Source organism: Nocardia niwae NBRC 108934 = DSM 45340 (assembly GCF_001613465.1).
GTDB classification, from domain to species: Bacteria; Actinomycetota; Actinomycetes; order Mycobacteriales; family Mycobacteriaceae; genus Nocardia; species Nocardia niwae.
This window is the reverse complement of sequence record NZ_BDCK01000015.1, coordinates 59,012-73,341: the sequence shown is the minus strand read 5'-3', so window position 1 is coordinate 73,341 and position 14,330 is coordinate 59,012. Positions and strand designations below refer to the sequence as shown.

The following is a 14,330-nucleotide window of genomic DNA, read 5'->3' as shown; positions in this document are numbered from 1 at the left end:
GGCGACTTCGTCGCCTGCCCGTCGGCGTCCGGCACCTCGGCCGAACTGCCCGAAGACCGGGGTCGAGGAGTCCCCTCGGAACCCTCTCCCCGCGCCCGTCAGCCGATGTCGACCGGGTCGATCTGCACGCGGAGCGGAGCGTCGGAACGATGCGTGCTGCGGACTGCCTGGGCGGCACGCAGGGCATGCGCGAGCGCCGATCCACGACGGCGCTCGACCCGCAGGAGCAAGCGTTCGACTTCGGCGGGCGCATCGCCGGAGGAGAACGGTTTGCGGGCGCCATCCGGCAGCGGCACCGGTCCGAGGCGGTCGACCGTATCGGGCAGGTCCGCCGCCGCGAGCAGGTCGGCGATGGTCTCGGCGGTGCCGTCGATCGCGGCGAGCCGGACCGCGGGCGGGAAGCCCACCTCGGCCCGCGCCGCTACCTCCGCTCGCGCCGCGCCCACCGGATCCCATCGGACCAGCGCCTGCACGGTCGGGACGGACGGCTCGGCCACGACGACGACCTGGCCGTGCGCGCGGACCAGCGCCGCGGCGGTCATCCAGCGGCGCAGCGCGTCCTCGGCGGCGCGCAGGTCCGGGCGGCTGAGCAAGGCCCAGCCGTCGAGCAGCAGCGCGACGCCGTACCCGCCGGGGACCACGGGTTCGGCGCCGACCGTGGCGACCACCACCTGCGGCCCCTGCTCCACCGTATCGAGCACGGCGCCGCCACCGGAACCTCGGATCGGCACGCCGGGGAAGGCGCGGCCGAGTTCCTCCGCCGTGCGCGCTGCCCCGATCACCACGGCGCGCAGCGCGCGCGAGCCGCAGGTGGAGCATCGGAAGGCAGCCTCGGTGATCCCGCACCAGCGGCAAGCGGGGCTCTGCGCGGACGCACCGGGATCGGCCGAGCTCCGGGCTTCGGGCAGCGCGAGCGGCCCGTTGCAGTGTCTGCAGCGCGCCGGAGTACGGCACTTCCCACAGGCCAGCGCCGGAATGTACCCCCGGCGCGGCACTTGCACCAGCACCGGCGCCCCCTCCTTCAGTGCGGCGCGAGCCGCCGCGAAGGCGACGCCGGGGATCCGGACCGCACGCGCGACCGGATCGCGCTCCAGTGCGATGTCGCTGTCGCCTGGGGCGCTGATCCGCGGCGCGGCCTTGCGCAGTACCGCGCGATCGGCGATCAGGTCGTGCGCCCAGCCGGAATCGACCACCGCTTGGATCTCGGCGGTCCGGGCGAAACCCGCCGCGACGAAGGCCGCTCCGGTGTCGTGTGCGCGCAACATCGCCACCTCACGCGCGTGCGGATACGGTGCGCGGGGTTCGGCGTAGGTGTCGTCGCCGTCATCCCACAGCGCGATCAGCCCGAGGTTCACCGCTGGTGCGAATACCGCGCTGCGCGTGCCGACCACCACGCGGGCCGAACCGCGCAGCACCGCGAGCCAACGCCGGTAGCGAGCCGCGGGGCCGAGGCCTGCGGCCAGCCCGACAGCCGAGTCCCCCACCAGTCGAACGCATTCCGCCAGCACGCGGTCGAGATCGCGTTGGTCGGGCACCATGAGAATCGCACTGCGCCCTTGCCGCGCCTCCACGGCGGCGAGTTCCGCCAGCCGCCGTGGCCAGTCCTCACCCGGCAGCGCCTGCCACGCCGCGCGGGCCCCTTTGCCTTGCGCGAGCGCACCGACGAATGCCGAGCCGTGTACGTAACGCTCCCAGGCAGCGAGATCTACGGCCGCGAGCGGCGAGTCCTCGCAGGTTGCCTGCGCACTGTCGCCGCCGGTCGCCGCGCGGTGCCCGTCGCCGTCGCAGCCCGGTTCCGGGGATTGCGAGAACGATTCGCCCTCGAATTCAGCACCGGCCGCCTCAGGCGAGCGCACATCCCGGGCGGTGTCCGCGCTCGCAGGGTCGCGATCGCCCGCATCGGCCGCACCGACGGTTCCGCCATTCTCTCCCATGGATCCGTAGCCTCGGTATGCCGAACCATGCTGCGGTACAGAAGAATTCGCGGGACTCACAGTGTCGGATGGCGTATCGGTGGCGTCTTCCGCGCCGACAGATCGGGCGAAAGACGCCTGACCACCGACCGTTTCGGCTTCATCAGCGTCCGCGCGCGCACCCCGGTCCACCGGGGAAGCAGACGGGGAAACGCCGGAGGACACGGAATCCGACTGTGCCGCAGCCGACTTCTTCTTGCCCCCGGTTTCCGTGCGTGCGTGGCGCGGCGGAATGGCCAACCGCAGGACGTCGGCCCGCGTACCCGCGTACCGGGCTGCCACGTTGCCCGCCAGTTCCAGGATTTCCGGGGTCAGCACGCGTTCGCCGGAAACGACACGTTCGAGCTTGACCAGCTTGCCGCCGTGGTCACTGTGCGCCGACCGGGCCAGGAGATACCCGTCGACCAGTCGACCAGCGAAACGGACACGCACCCGGACCCCCGGCTGGGCGATCTCGTCCAGCTCGGGGGGCACCAGGTAGTCGAAGTCGCGGTCGAGATGCGCCGGCGACAAGAGCGGCAGCACCCGGGCGATCGGCAGCGTCACGCCCGGAAGACCCGCGGCCGGACCGTCCGCCTCGGTGGCGGGGGTGTCCGCCGCGGGTTCGTTCACTCGGACCTGATCGAGGTCAGAGTCCGACAGCCGCGCGCAGCTTGTCCGCGCGGTCGGTGTGCTCCCACGGCAGGTCGACGTCGGTGCGGCCGAAGTGGCCGTACGCGGCGGTCGGCGCGTAGATCGGGCGCAGCAGGTCCAGGTCGCGGATGATCGCGCCGGGGCGCAAGTCGAAGACCTCGGTGATCGCGGTGGAGATGCGGGCCGGGTCCACCTTCTCGGTGCCGAAGGTCTCGACGAACAAGCCGACCGGAGCCGCCTTGCCGATCGCGTAGGCCACCTGGACCTCGACCCGGTCGGCCAGGTCGGCCGCGACCACGTTCTTCGCGACCCAGCGCATGGCGTAGGCGGCCGAGCGGTCGACCTTCGACGGATCCTTGCCGGAGAAGGCGCCGCCACCGTGACGGGCCATGCCGCCATAGGTGTCGACGATGATCTTGCGGCCGGTCAGGCCGGCGTCGCCCATCGGGCCACCGAGCACGAACTTGCCGGTGGGGTTCACCAGCAGGCGGATGTTCGAGACGTCCAGGCTCGGCACCTCCAGGTCGGCGAGCACAGCGTCGAGCACCTTCTCGCGGATGTCGGGCGCCAGCAGGTTGTCCAAGTCGATGTCGGCGGCGTGCTGGGTGGAGACCACCACCGTGTCCAGGCGGACCGGACGATCGCCGTCGTACTCGATGGTGACCTGGGTCTTGCCGTCCGGGCGCAGGTAGGGCAGCACGCCGGATTTGCGCACCTCGGTCAGGCGGCGCGACAGCCGGTGCGCGAGCGCGATCGGCAGCGGCATGAGCTCCGGGGTGTCCTTGGTGGCGTAACCGAACATCAAGCCCTGATCACCGGCGCCCTGCCGCTCGATCTCGTCATCGGAGCCGCCGACGCGCGCCTCGTGCGAGGTGTCGACACCCTGCGCGATATCCGGCGACTGCGCGCCGATCGCGATATTCACACCGCAGGAATTCCCGTCGAATCCCTTTGCCGACGAGTCATATCCGATTTCCAGGACCTTTTCCCGGACAATTCGGGGAATATCGGCGTACGCCGACGTCGTGACCTCACCCGCGACATGGACCTGGCCGGTCGTCACGAGGGTTTCCACCGCGACCCGGCTGCGCGGATCCTCCGCGAGCAATGCGTCGAGAATGGAATCGCTGATGGCATCACAGATTTTGTCCGGATGACCTTCGGTCACGGACTCGCTGGTGAAAAGCCGGCTCCCGGACGTGCGCACAGTTCTTCCCTCTCCCTCAACGGGTTACTCGTATCGGCTTGCGACAGTAACGCGATGTCGCGACCGCGCAACCCTTACATCTCAGACTATTCCAAATCACCGACAGGGCGGACCTCAACTACACAGCCGCCCCGGACAGCTGAATTCCCGGTGTCCCGGCGATGCCGAAATCATGACGACGCCGCGAACGAACGACGGATCGGATGGCAATGCTGGCAGGCACGCCGCCCGGCTCAGCGCAACAACACGCTCAGCGCGTCGAGCACACGGCTGGCCAGCAAGGCCTTCGAGCCGTGATCGAGCGCCTGTTCGGTGCCGTCCGCGCCGAGCAGCCAGCCGTCGTTGGTGTCCACCTCGAACGCCTTGCCCTCGCCGACCGCGTTTACCACGAGCAGGTCGCAGCCCTTGCGGGCGAGTTTGGCCCGCGCGTGGGTGAGGACGTCGCCGTGCTCGTCACCGGTCTCGGCGGCGAAGCCGACGATCGCGGTGCCGGGCAACTGCCCGTCGCGGCGCGCCTGCACCAGTCCGGCGAGGATGTCGTCGGTCTTGGTCAGCGCAATGACGTCGGGCTCGCCCGCACCCTTCTTGATCTTGGCGGCGGCGACATTGGTCGGCCGGAAATCGGCGACCGCCGCGGCCATGATCACCGCGTCGGAGCCGACGGCGTGCTTGTCGACGGCGGTCTTCAGCTGTTCGGCGGTGGTGATGTGCACCAGGTCGACGGCGGCAGGCGCCGCCATCTCGATCGTGTTGCCCGCGATCAGCGTGACGTGGGCGCCACGCTGAGCGGCGACCCGCGCGAGCGCGTAGCCCTGCTTGCCGGAGCTGCGGTTGCCGAGGAAACGCACCGGATCCAGCGGTTCCCTGGTGCCGCCCGCCGTGATGACGACTCGGCGGCCCTCCAGATCCCGCGGGATCGCGTCGGCGCGCTCCTGGAGCAGCGACGCCAAGCCGAAGATCTCCTCGGGCTCGGGCAGCCGTCCGGGGCCGGTGTCGGCGCCGGTGAGCCGGCCCGCCGCGGGCTCCATGACGATCGCACCGCGGGCGCGCAGCGTCGCGACGTTCGCGACGGTCGCAGGATGCTCCCACATCTCGGTGTGCATCGCGGGCGCGAACAAAATCGGACATCGGGCCGTCAGCAACGTGGCGGTGAGCAGGTCGTCGGCGCGACCGGACGCGGCACGGGCCATGAGGTCGGCGGTCGCCGGGGCGATGACCACCAGGTCCGCCTCCTGGCCCAGCCGAACGTGCGGGACCTCGGGCACGTCGGAGAACACGCCGGTGTGCACCGGGTTCCCGGACAGTGCCTCGAAGGTCGCCTTGCCGACGAACTCCAGCGCCGAGGTGGTGGGGATCACCCGGACGTCGTGTCCGGTCTCGGTGAATCGCCGGACCAGAGAACACGCCTTGTAGGCGGCGATCCCTCCGGCCACGCCGACGACGATCCTTGTGGTCACTACGCCTCCGGCCTAGTCGTGGTCACGGCGAACGCGGTTCGCCTCACTCGCCTTCGGAGTGCTCGAGCAGGTCGGAGTGGATCTCGCGCAGTGCGACCGACAGCGGCTTCTCCTGCAGACCCGGCTCGACCAGCGGGCCGACGTACTCGAGGATGCCGTCGCCGAGCTGGTTGTAGTAGTCATTGATCTGCCGGGCGCGCTTGGCCGCGTAGATGACCAGGGCGTACTTGGACGACGTGCGCTCCAGCAGCTCGTCGATCGGCGGGTTGGTGAGGCCGACCGGCGTGTCGTAGGCGGGCGCGGTCTTGGTGTCCGTACTGCTCACTAGGGGGGCTCCTGGTGTTTGGGAGGTCACGAACTCGAATTTGTGCTAACGAACAACGATACCAACTGCTCACAGGCGCTGGTCACCTCGTCGTTCACGATAACGATGTCGAACTCGTCACAGGCGGCCAGCTCGATCCTGGCCGTTTCCAGGCGGCGCTCGATCACCTCGGGCGACTCGGTGCCGCGCGAGGTCAGCCGCGCCACCAGCTCCTCCCAGCTCGGCGGAGCCAGGAACACCAGGATCGCGTCCGGGATGGCCCGGCGCACCGATCGCGCGCCCTCCAGATCCACTTCGACCAGCACCGGCAGGCCCTCCGCCAGAGCGGCGCGCACCGGCCCGGCGGGGGTGCCCGAACGCTGCAGCCCGCCGTGGATGTCCGCCCATTCGAGCAGCTCATCCGCCTCGATCATCGCGTCGAACTCCGCACGGGAGACGAAGTGGTAGTCGAGGCCGTCGACCTCCCCGGGCCGCGGGGCCCGGGTCGTTGCCGACACGCTGAAGACCAGGTCGGGCAGTCGTTCGCGGACACAGCGGACCACGGTGGACTTGCCCACGGCCGAGGGGCCGACCAGTACTACCAGTCGACCCTTCCGCGTGTGTTCGATCACCCTCGTCGTCAGGCGTCGAAGTCGAACCGGGCGAGCAGCGCCTTACGCTGCCGGTCGCCGAGTCCGCGCAGCCGCCGGGTGGGGGCGATCTCCAGCTCGCTCATGATTTCCGCCGCCTTGACCTTGCCCACCTTCGGCAGGGCCTCCAGCAGCGCCGACACCTTCATCTTGCCGAGGATCTCGTCGGTCTCGGCGTCGGTGAGGACCTGCTTCAGGTTGGTGCCGCCACGCTTCAAGCGCTCCTTGAGCTCCGCCCGAGCGCGGCGAGCGGCAGCCGCCTTCTCCAAAGCAGCGGCGCGCTGCTCGTCAGTCAGCTGGGGAAGGGCCACGGTTCCTCCGTCTCATCGTTCATTGCATCAACTCCTGCCGGTAACCCGGCAGTCTCAGCGACCGTACCCACGACGTCCGCCGATTGCGAACCCACCCCCCAGGTCAGCGCATGATTCGGGGTGAGGACCCCGCCCGCGGGGCCCAGCGCCGGTCCCGCCCGCGCCACCGAGCGCATCACCGTGCCGGATCAGCGAAATACGCCGCCAGCAGGGCGTTTTCGACAAACCGAATGGTTTGCGGAAGGGTTGCGACACGGCGGCGCATCTCTCCAGCAACCCCTCACGCGCCCTACCAGGAACTTTCTGGAAATTCTCCGCGTGTCGCGACTTTTTTGCGCGTGTCGGGCGTCACATCCGAGCCGATTCGGCCGCGCAGACCGGCATCCGGTGCCGGTTTCCGGCCCGGTACATCGCCCCAGGAGCGATACGCCCATCCCCGTGCACCGGTTCGCCCCGAAATCGGCCCAGGAGCCCGCACAGACCCCGGTAAGGGGCACGTGTGTGCGAACACCTGCACACACAGGAGGCGGAGAAGCCGAAAGGCCGGCGCGGGTGCGCCGGCCTTTCGAGGTCATTTCTGCACGAACGCGAACGCGTCCTGGAACGCCTGCACTCTGGCACGCAGTGCCGGGACGGAAGGCCCCTCTTTCAGCACCTCGCGCGAGACGTTCGGCACGACGGACCCGAGCATCGGCTCGGGTACCAGGTCCCGGATGCTTTCCGGACCACCGCCCTGGGCGCCCACCCCGGGCATGAGGATCGGACCGTTGAGCGCGGCGAGCTCCGGGGCCTCGCTGAGCGTGGCGCCGACCACGACGCCGACCGAACCGAAGTCCGCGCCCGCGTTGCGAGCCGCGGCCTCGTCGACCATCGTCTGCGCGACCGTGCGCCCGTCCGCGGCGACCGCCCGCTGCACCTGCGCTCCCTCCGGGTTCGAGGTCGCCGCGAGCACGAAGACGCCGCGGTGCCCGGCCTCGGCGAGCGTCAGCGCCGGTGCCAGCGAGCCGAAGCCCAGATACGGCGAGACCGTCACCGCGTCGGACCCGAGCGGACCGTCGGCCAGCCAGGTCCGGGCGTAGGCGTCCATCGTGGAGCCGATGTCGCCGCGCTTGGCGTCGGCGAGCACCAAGGTTCCCGAGGCGCGCAACACCGCGATGGCGCGCTCCAGGACCGCGATACCGCCGGAGCCGTAAGCCTCGAAGAACGCGACCTGCGGCTTGACCAGGGCGACCAGACCGTCGAAGGCCTCCACACAGATCTCGGTGAAGCGCTCGAGTCCCTCGACGTCGTCGGTGAGATCCCAGGTCCGCAGCAGCTCCGGATGCGGGTCGATCCCCACGCACACGGGCCCGAAGTCCCGCATCGCGTGCCGCAAGCGCTCGCCGAAGGTCTTCATCTCGCCCACTCCGTCCGGTCGTGGCTCACCCACGCAGCACCGAGTGCAGTTCCTGCAGGGACCGCACCCCGATGCCGCCGTTGATGCTGGCCTCGATGCCCTGCACCGCGGCCGCCGCACCCTGCACGGTGGTGATGCACGGGATGTTCACCCCGACCGCCGCGCTGCGGATCTCGTAGCCGTCCACGCGGGGACCGGAGTTGCCGTAGGGCGTGTTGAACACCATGTCGACCTCGCCGTCGCGGATCTGCTCCACGATCGTCGGCTCGTCGTCCGGGCCCACCTCGGAGTGCTTGCGCACCTGCACGCAGGGAATGCCGTTGCGCCGCAGCATCTCCGCGGTGCCTTCGGTGGCGAGGATCCGGAAGCCCAGGTCGTGCAGTCGTTTGACCGGGAAGACCATCGCGCGCTTGTCCCGGTTGGCGATCGAGACGAACACGGTGCCCTCGGTGGGCAGAGAGCCGTAGGCGGCGGTCTGGCTCTTGGCGAAGGCGGTGCCGAAATCGGCGTCGATGCCCATCACCTCGCCGGTGGACTTCATCTCCGGCGACAGCAGCGAATCGATGCCGCTGCCGTCGGCGCGCCGGAAGCGGTGGAACGGCAGCACAGCCTCTTTGACCGCGACCGGCGCGTCCAGCGCGACGTGCCCACCGTCGCCCTCGCCCGGGAGCATGCCCTCCTTGCGGAGTTCGGCGATAGTGGCGCCGAGCATGATCCGAGCGGCGGCCTTCGCCAACGGCACCGCGGTGGCCTTCGACACGAACGGAACCGTCCGGCTCGCGCGCGGATTGGCCTCCAGCACGTAGAGCACATCGTCCTTGAGCGCGTACTGCACGTTGAGCAGTCCGCGGACACCGATGCCCTTGGCCAGGGCCATGGTCGAGCGGCGCACCGCCTCGATATCGCTGCGGCCCAGGGTGATCGGCGGCAGCGCGCACGCGGAGTCGCCGGAGTGGATGCCCGCCTCCTCGATGTGCTCCATCACGCCGCCGAGGTAGACCTCCTCGCCGTCGCACAGCGCGTCGACGTCGATCTCGATCGCATCCTCCAGGAACCGGTCGACCAGCACCGGGTGCTCCGGGCTGAGTTCGGTCGCCCGGGAGATGTAGCCCTCCAAGGAGTTCTCGTCGTACACGATCTCCATGCCGCGTCCGCCGAGCACGTAGGACGGGCGCACCAGCACCGGGTAACCGATGTCGTTGGCGATCTTGCGCGCCTGCGCGAACGTTGTCGCGGTGCCGTACTTCGGCGCGGGCAACCCGGCCGCGACCAGCACATCGCCGAACTCGCCGCGATCCTCGGCCAGGTCGATGGCGGCCGCGCTGGTGCCGACCACCGGCACCCCCGCCGCGGTGAGCCGCTGGGCGAGGCCGAGCGGCGTCTGACCGCCCAGCTGCACGATGACGCCCGCGACGGTACCCGACTCGCATTCGGCGTGATACACCTCGAGCACGTCTTCGAAGGTCAGCGGCTCGAAGTACAGGCGATCGGCGGTGTCGTAGTCGGTGGAGACGGTCTCGGGGTTGCAGTTGACCATCACCGTCTCGTACCCGGCCTGCGACAGCGTCTGCGCCGCGTGCACGCACGAGTAGTCGAACTCGATGCCCTGGCCGATGCGGTTCGGCCCGGATCCGAGGATGATCACCTTCTCGCGTTCGGGCTGCGGCGCCACCTCGGACTCGGCCGCGGGGTCCAGCTCGTAGGCCGAGTAGTGGTACGGGGTCTTCGCCTCGAACTCGGCGGCACAGGTGTCGACGGTCTTGAAGACCGGTCGGACGCCGAGCCGATGGCGCAGCGCGCGCACACCGGTCTCCCCCGCCAGCTCCGGCCGCAGCGCGGCCAGCTGGCGATCGGACAGGCCGTAGTGCTTGGCCCGCCGCAGCAGCGGCTCGTCCAGCACGGGCGCGTCGAGGATCTCCTGGCGCAACTCGACCAGACCGGCAACCTCCGCGACGAACCACGGGTCGATGCCCGATGCCGCGGCGACGTCCTCGATGCTCGCGCCCAGCCGCAGGGCCCGCTCCACCTGGTAGATGCGTCCCTCGGTGGGGGTCCGCAGATCCTCGAGGATCGCCTCGACGTCGGTCCACGCGCCGTCGTCCTGGGTCCAGAAGCCTGCGGCCTTGGTTTCCAGCGACCGCAGCACCTTGCCCAGCGCCTCGGCGAAGTTGCGGCCGAGCGACATCGCCTCGCCGACGGACTTCATGGTGGTGGTGAGCGTGCCGTCGGCGCCGGGGAACTTCTCGAACGCGAACCGCGGCGCCTTCACGACCACGTAGTCGAGGGTCGGCTCGAAGCAGGCCGGGGTTTCCTTGGTGATGTCGTTGACGATCTCGTCGAGCGTGTAGCCGATGGCCAGCTTGGCGGCGATCTTCGCGATCGGGAAGCCGGTGGCCTTCGACGCCAGCGCGGACGAGCGCGAGACGCGCGGGTTCATCTCGATGACGATCAGGCGGCCGTCGCTCGGGTTCACCGCGAACTGGATGTTGCAGCCGCCGGTGTCGACGCCGACCTCGCGCAGGATGGCGATGCCGAGATCGCGCAGCTTCTGGTACTCGCGGTCGGTGAGCGTCATCGCCGGCGCGACGGTCATCGAGTCGCCGGTGTGCACGCCCATCGGGTCGACGTTCTCGATCGAGCAGACCACCACGACGTTGTCGCGGCCATCGCGCATCAGCTCGAGCTCGTATTCCTTCCAGCCGAGGATGGACTCCTCGATGAGGACGTTCGCGGTGGGCGAGGCGGCCAGGCCGCCACCCGCGATGCGATCGAGGTCGGCTTCGTTGTACGCCATGCCGGAACCGAGGCCGCCCATGGTGAACGAGGGCCGCACCACCACCGGATAGCCGAGTTCGGCGACCGTCTCGCGGACCTCGTCCATGGTGAAGCAGACCCGCGAGCGGGCGCTCTCGCCACCCACCTTGGCCACGATGTCCTTGAACTTCTGCCGGTCCTCACCGCGCTGGATCGCGTCGAAGTCGGCGCCGATCAGCTCCACGCCGTACTTCTCCAGCACACCGCGCTCGTGCAGCGCGACCGCGGTGTTCAGCGCGGTCTGTCCACCCAGGGTGGCCAGGATCGCGTCGGGACGCTCCTTCTCGATGACCTTCTCCACGAACTCCGGCGTGATCGGCTCCACGTAGGTGGAGTCGGCGAATTCCGGGTCGGTCATGATCGTCGCCGGGTTCGAGTTGACCAGCGACACCCGCAGGCCCTCGGCCCGCAGCACCCGGCACGCCTGCGTGCCGGAGTAGTCGAATTCGCACGCCTGGCCGATGACGATCGGGCCAGAACCGATCACCAGGATGTGCTCGAGATCCTCGCGGCGAGGCATCAGGCTCCTTCCATGAGACCGGCGAAACGGTCGAACAGATACGCGGCGTCGTGGGGTCCGGCGGCGGCCTCCGGGTGGTACTGCACGGAGAACGCGCGACCGTCGACCAGCCGCACGCCTTCGACCGTGCCGTCGTTGGCGCAGACGTGACTCACCTCGGCCGTGCCGAAGGGGGTGTCGAACCGCTCGCCCCGCTCGCCCTCCAGCGCGAACCCGTGGTTCTGCGCGGTGATCGAGATCCGGCCGGTCTCGTGCTCCACCACCGGGATGTTGATGCCGCGGTGGCCGAACTTCATCTTGTAGGTCCCCCGGCCGAGCGCACGGCCGAGGATCTGGTTGCCGAAGCAGATCCCGAACAGCGGCAGGCCTTCGCCCAGCACGCCGCGGGTGAGCTCGACCGCCGTGTCCGCGGTGGCCGGGTCGCCGGGGCCGTTGGACAGGAAGACCCCGTCCGGCTTCAGTTCGAGGATCTGGTCCAGCGTGGTGCTCGAGGACACCACGTGCACCCGCATGCCGCGCTGCGCGAACATGCGCGGGGTGTTCGTCTTGATCCCGAGGTCGACCGCGACGACCGTGCGCCGGTGGTCGCCGTCCGGCTCGATCGTGTAGAGCGCGTCGGTGGTCACCTCGCCCGCGAGGTCGGCGCCCAGCATCGACGGCTGCCCGTTCACCCTGGCCACCAGCTCGTCGGCGGCCGCGAGCGCGTCACCGGAGAAGATGCCCGCCTTCATCGAGCCGCGGGTGCGCAGGTGACGCACCAGCGCGCGGGTGTCGATGCCCGCGATGCCGACGACCTCCTGCCGCTCCAGCTCGTCGGGCAGCGTCTTGGTGGCGCGCCAGTTGGACGCGCGTCGCGCGGGGTCGCGCACCGCGTATCCGGCGACCCAGATCTTGGTGGACTCGTCGTCCTCGTCGTTCCAGCCCGTGTTGCCGATCTGCGGCGCGGCGGCCACCACGATCTGGCGGTGGTAGGACGGGTCGGTGAGGGTCTCCTGATACCCGGTCATCGCGGTGCAGAACACCGCCTCACCGAGCGTCTGGCCCACGGCGCCGTAGGCCCGGCCGCGGAATACCCGGCCGTCCTCCAGCACGAGTGCTGCTTCTCCTGTCATCCCTCGTCATCTCCCGTCATCGTCCCGCTCTGATCTCCCGCCGGAAGCCGGCGCCAAGCCGGGTAGACCGACTTGTCGTCGCCGCGGAAACCCGTGTCGATCTCGGTTCCGGTCGGCAGCTTCCAGCGAATGACCAGCACACCATCTTCCGTCATCACTTTGCCCGCATGGCCACGTTCGGTGCGTACCGCCGTGATGGAATCCTGTGGAATCCAGATCACCGTCGCGCCGTCGCGTTCGAGCAGAATCCCCCGTTCGAACCGCGTGAGTTCCGCGGTGGCGCGAAAGCCCAGGTCTCCTACCGTGATCCGGTCTTGCCAGCTGGGCGCGATCGTGCTGCCCAGATACAGGCCGGTGGTCGGCTCCAGCAGCTGCGCACCGAGTTCGGCGGGCACGGCGGGCAAAGCGCCGATGCGCTCCGCCTGACGTGCGGCGCGGTTGCGCCAGCCCCGGTACATCAGCCACAGGCAGACCGCGAACAGCACCAGCAGCCCCACCACCCAGAGTGTTCTCTCCACTACGAACCTCCTCGAACGGCTGCGTGTCGGTCGCTCATCTACGCCTCCGCCCGGTTGCCCAGCGCTTTGCCGTCCCTGGCGGTGATCCGGCCGCGCAGCAGCGTCGCCGTCACCCGCGCCGGGAAGGTCATCGCCTCGAACGGCGTGTTGTTCGAGATGCTGGCCAGTTCCTTCCCGCGCACCGTCCAGCTCGCTTTCGGGTCGACCAGCGTCAGGTTGGCCGGCTCGCCGACCTCGAGCGGCCTGCCGTGCTCGTCCAGGCCGACGATCGCGGCGGGGCGTTCGCTCATCACGCGAGCGACGCCGCGCCAGTCGAGCAGCCCCGGCTCGACCATGGTCCGCACGATGATCGACAGCGCCGTCTCCAGTCCCAGCATGCCGGGCCGGGCGGCGGCGAACTCGCAGCACTTGTCCTGCTCGGCGTGCGGTGCGTGGTCGGTGGCGACGCAGTCGATGATCCCTTCCGCCAGCGCCTGCCGCAGCGCGGCGGCGTCGGACGCCTCGCGCAGCGGCGGGTTGACCTTGTTGACCGCGTCGTAGGTCTCCAGCCGGGAGTCGTCCAGCAGCAGGTGATGCGGGGTGACCTCGGCGGTGATGGAGATGCCCTGGGACTTCGCCCACCGCACCAGCTCCACGGTGCCCGCCGTGGACGCGTGGCATATGTGTACCCGGGCGCCCGCGTCACGCGCCAGCAGGGCGTCGCGCGCCACGATGGATTCCTCGGCCGCGCGCGGCCAGCCGGCCAGACCCAGCCGGGCCGCGGTGGGCCCCTCGTGCGCGATCGCATCCTCGGTCAGTCGCGGCTCCTCCGCGTGCTGGGCGATCAGCACGCCGAGCGAGTTCGCGTACTCCAGCGCCCGGCGCATGATCAGCGGGTCGTAGACGCAGTGGCCGTCGTCGGAGAACATGCGCACCGCGCCGACGCCCGCGGCCATGGTCCCCATCTCGGCGAGCTGCTTGCCCGCGAGCCCGACCGTGACCGCGCCGACGGGGTAGACGTCGACCAAGCCGACCTCCCGGCCGCGCCGCCACACATGGTCGGTGACGACCACCGAGTCGGCGACCGGGTTGGTGTTGGCCATCGCGAACACCGCGGTGTAGCCGCCGAGCGCGGCGGCCGCGGAGCCGGACTCGATGGTCTCGGTGTCCTCGCGGCCCGGCTCGCGCAGGTGGGTGTGCAGGTCGACGAAGCCGGGCAGCAGGATCTGCCCGTGCGCCTCGATGATCTCGGCGTCGACCGCGCCCGGATCGGCGCCGATCTCGCGGATCTCCCCATCGGCGACGAGCACGTCGACCGGTTCGCCCTCGCCGTACAGCAGTACGCCCTTGATCAAGACGGTGATGTGCTCACTCATGCTGCGTCCTCTCCGGCACGAGCGTGGCTCTGCGTGGTCACGCTGCGCTGCCGCCTCCAAGCCCGACCGCTCATGCTGTA

11 protein-coding genes are annotated in these 14,330 nt (G+C 69.9%); all 11 read right to left on the bottom strand.

Features of this window, described 5'->3' with window-relative positions; genetic code table 11:
• Positions 1–98: 98 nt before the first annotated feature.
• Complete coding sequence (locus NNI01S_RS35855; protein WP_084488581.1) at positions 99–2,519, bottom strand: primosomal protein N'; 2,421 nt, start codon at positions 2,517–2,519, stop codon at positions 99–101.
• A gap of 82 nt (positions 2,520–2,601) precedes the next feature.
• Entirely contained in the window at positions 2,602–3,813 is a 1,212-nt protein-coding gene (metK, locus tag NNI01S_RS04185; protein WP_084488458.1) for a methionine adenosyltransferase, read from the bottom strand.
• Between the two features lie 233 nt (positions 3,814–4,046).
• Entirely contained in the window at positions 4,047–5,270 is a 1,224-nt protein-coding gene (coaBC, locus tag NNI01S_RS04180; protein ID WP_063017666.1) for a bifunctional phosphopantothenoylcysteine decarboxylase/phosphopantothenate--cysteine ligase CoaBC, read from the bottom strand.
• Between the two features lie 43 nt (positions 5,271–5,313).
• Positions 5,314–5,595, bottom strand: coding sequence for a DNA-directed RNA polymerase subunit omega (rpoZ, locus tag NNI01S_RS04175; RefSeq protein ID WP_039798918.1), 282 nt, complete (start codon positions 5,593–5,595; stop codon positions 5,314–5,316).
• Between the two features lie 26 nt (positions 5,596–5,621).
• Entirely contained in the window at positions 5,622–6,206 is a 585-nt protein-coding gene (gene gmk, locus NNI01S_RS04170) for a guanylate kinase (RefSeq protein ID WP_063017664.1), read from the bottom strand.
• Between the two features lie 8 nt (positions 6,207–6,214).
• Positions 6,215–6,535, bottom strand: a complete 321-nt coding sequence (mihF, locus tag NNI01S_RS04165) for an integration host factor, actinobacterial type (protein WP_028476708.1) — start codon at positions 6,533–6,535, stop codon at positions 6,215–6,217.
• A gap of 571 nt (positions 6,536–7,106) precedes the next feature.
• A complete protein-coding gene (gene pyrF / locus NNI01S_RS04160) occupies positions 7,107–7,931 on the bottom strand; it encodes an orotidine-5'-phosphate decarboxylase (RefSeq protein WP_063018666.1) in 825 nt (274 codons plus the stop codon).
• Between the two features lie 25 nt (positions 7,932–7,956).
• The gene (carB, locus tag NNI01S_RS04155) at positions 7,957–11,265 is read right to left on the bottom strand and encodes a carbamoyl-phosphate synthase large subunit (protein WP_063017662.1); all 3,309 of its coding nucleotides are present in this window, start codon (positions 11,263–11,265) and stop codon (positions 7,957–7,959) included.
• Positions 11,265–12,377 (bottom strand): glutamine-hydrolyzing carbamoyl-phosphate synthase small subunit, encoded by a 1,113-nt coding sequence (carA, locus tag NNI01S_RS04150; RefSeq protein WP_063017661.1) that lies wholly within the window; start codon positions 12,375–12,377, stop codon positions 11,265–11,267. The genes carB and carA overlap by 1 nt, the downstream gene beginning before the upstream one ends.
• Positions 12,374–12,895 carry a PH-like domain-containing protein gene (locus NNI01S_RS04145; RefSeq protein ID WP_063017659.1) on the bottom strand — a complete coding sequence of 174 codons (522 nt, stop codon included), beginning with the start codon at positions 12,893–12,895 and terminating at the stop codon, positions 12,374–12,376. Before NNI01S_RS04145 ends, carA begins: the two co-directional genes overlap by 4 nt.
• A 38-nt stretch (positions 12,896–12,933) precedes the next feature.
• Positions 12,934–14,250 carry a dihydroorotase gene (locus NNI01S_RS04140; RefSeq protein ID WP_063017657.1) on the bottom strand — a complete coding sequence of 439 codons (1,317 nt, stop codon included), beginning with the start codon at positions 14,248–14,250 and terminating at the stop codon, positions 12,934–12,936.
• Positions 14,251–14,330 lie beyond the last annotated feature (80 nt).

Bases quoted from the DNA above. Each gene is read 5' to 3' on its own strand.
- pyrF (WP_063018666.1), bottom strand. From the start codon at position 7,931: ATGAAGACCTTCGGCGAGCGCTTGCGGCACGCGATGCGGGACTTCGGG.
- carB (WP_063017662.1), bottom strand. From the start codon at position 11,265: ATGCCTCGCCGCGAGGATCTCGAGCACATCCTGGTGATCGGTTCTGGC.
- carA (WP_063017661.1), bottom strand. From the start codon at position 12,377: ATGACAGGAGAAGCAGCACTCGTGCTGGAGGACGGCCGGGTATTCCGC.
- NNI01S_RS04140 (WP_063017657.1), bottom strand. From the start codon at position 14,250: ATGAGTGAGCACATCACCGTCTTGATCAAGGGCGTACTGCTGTACGGC.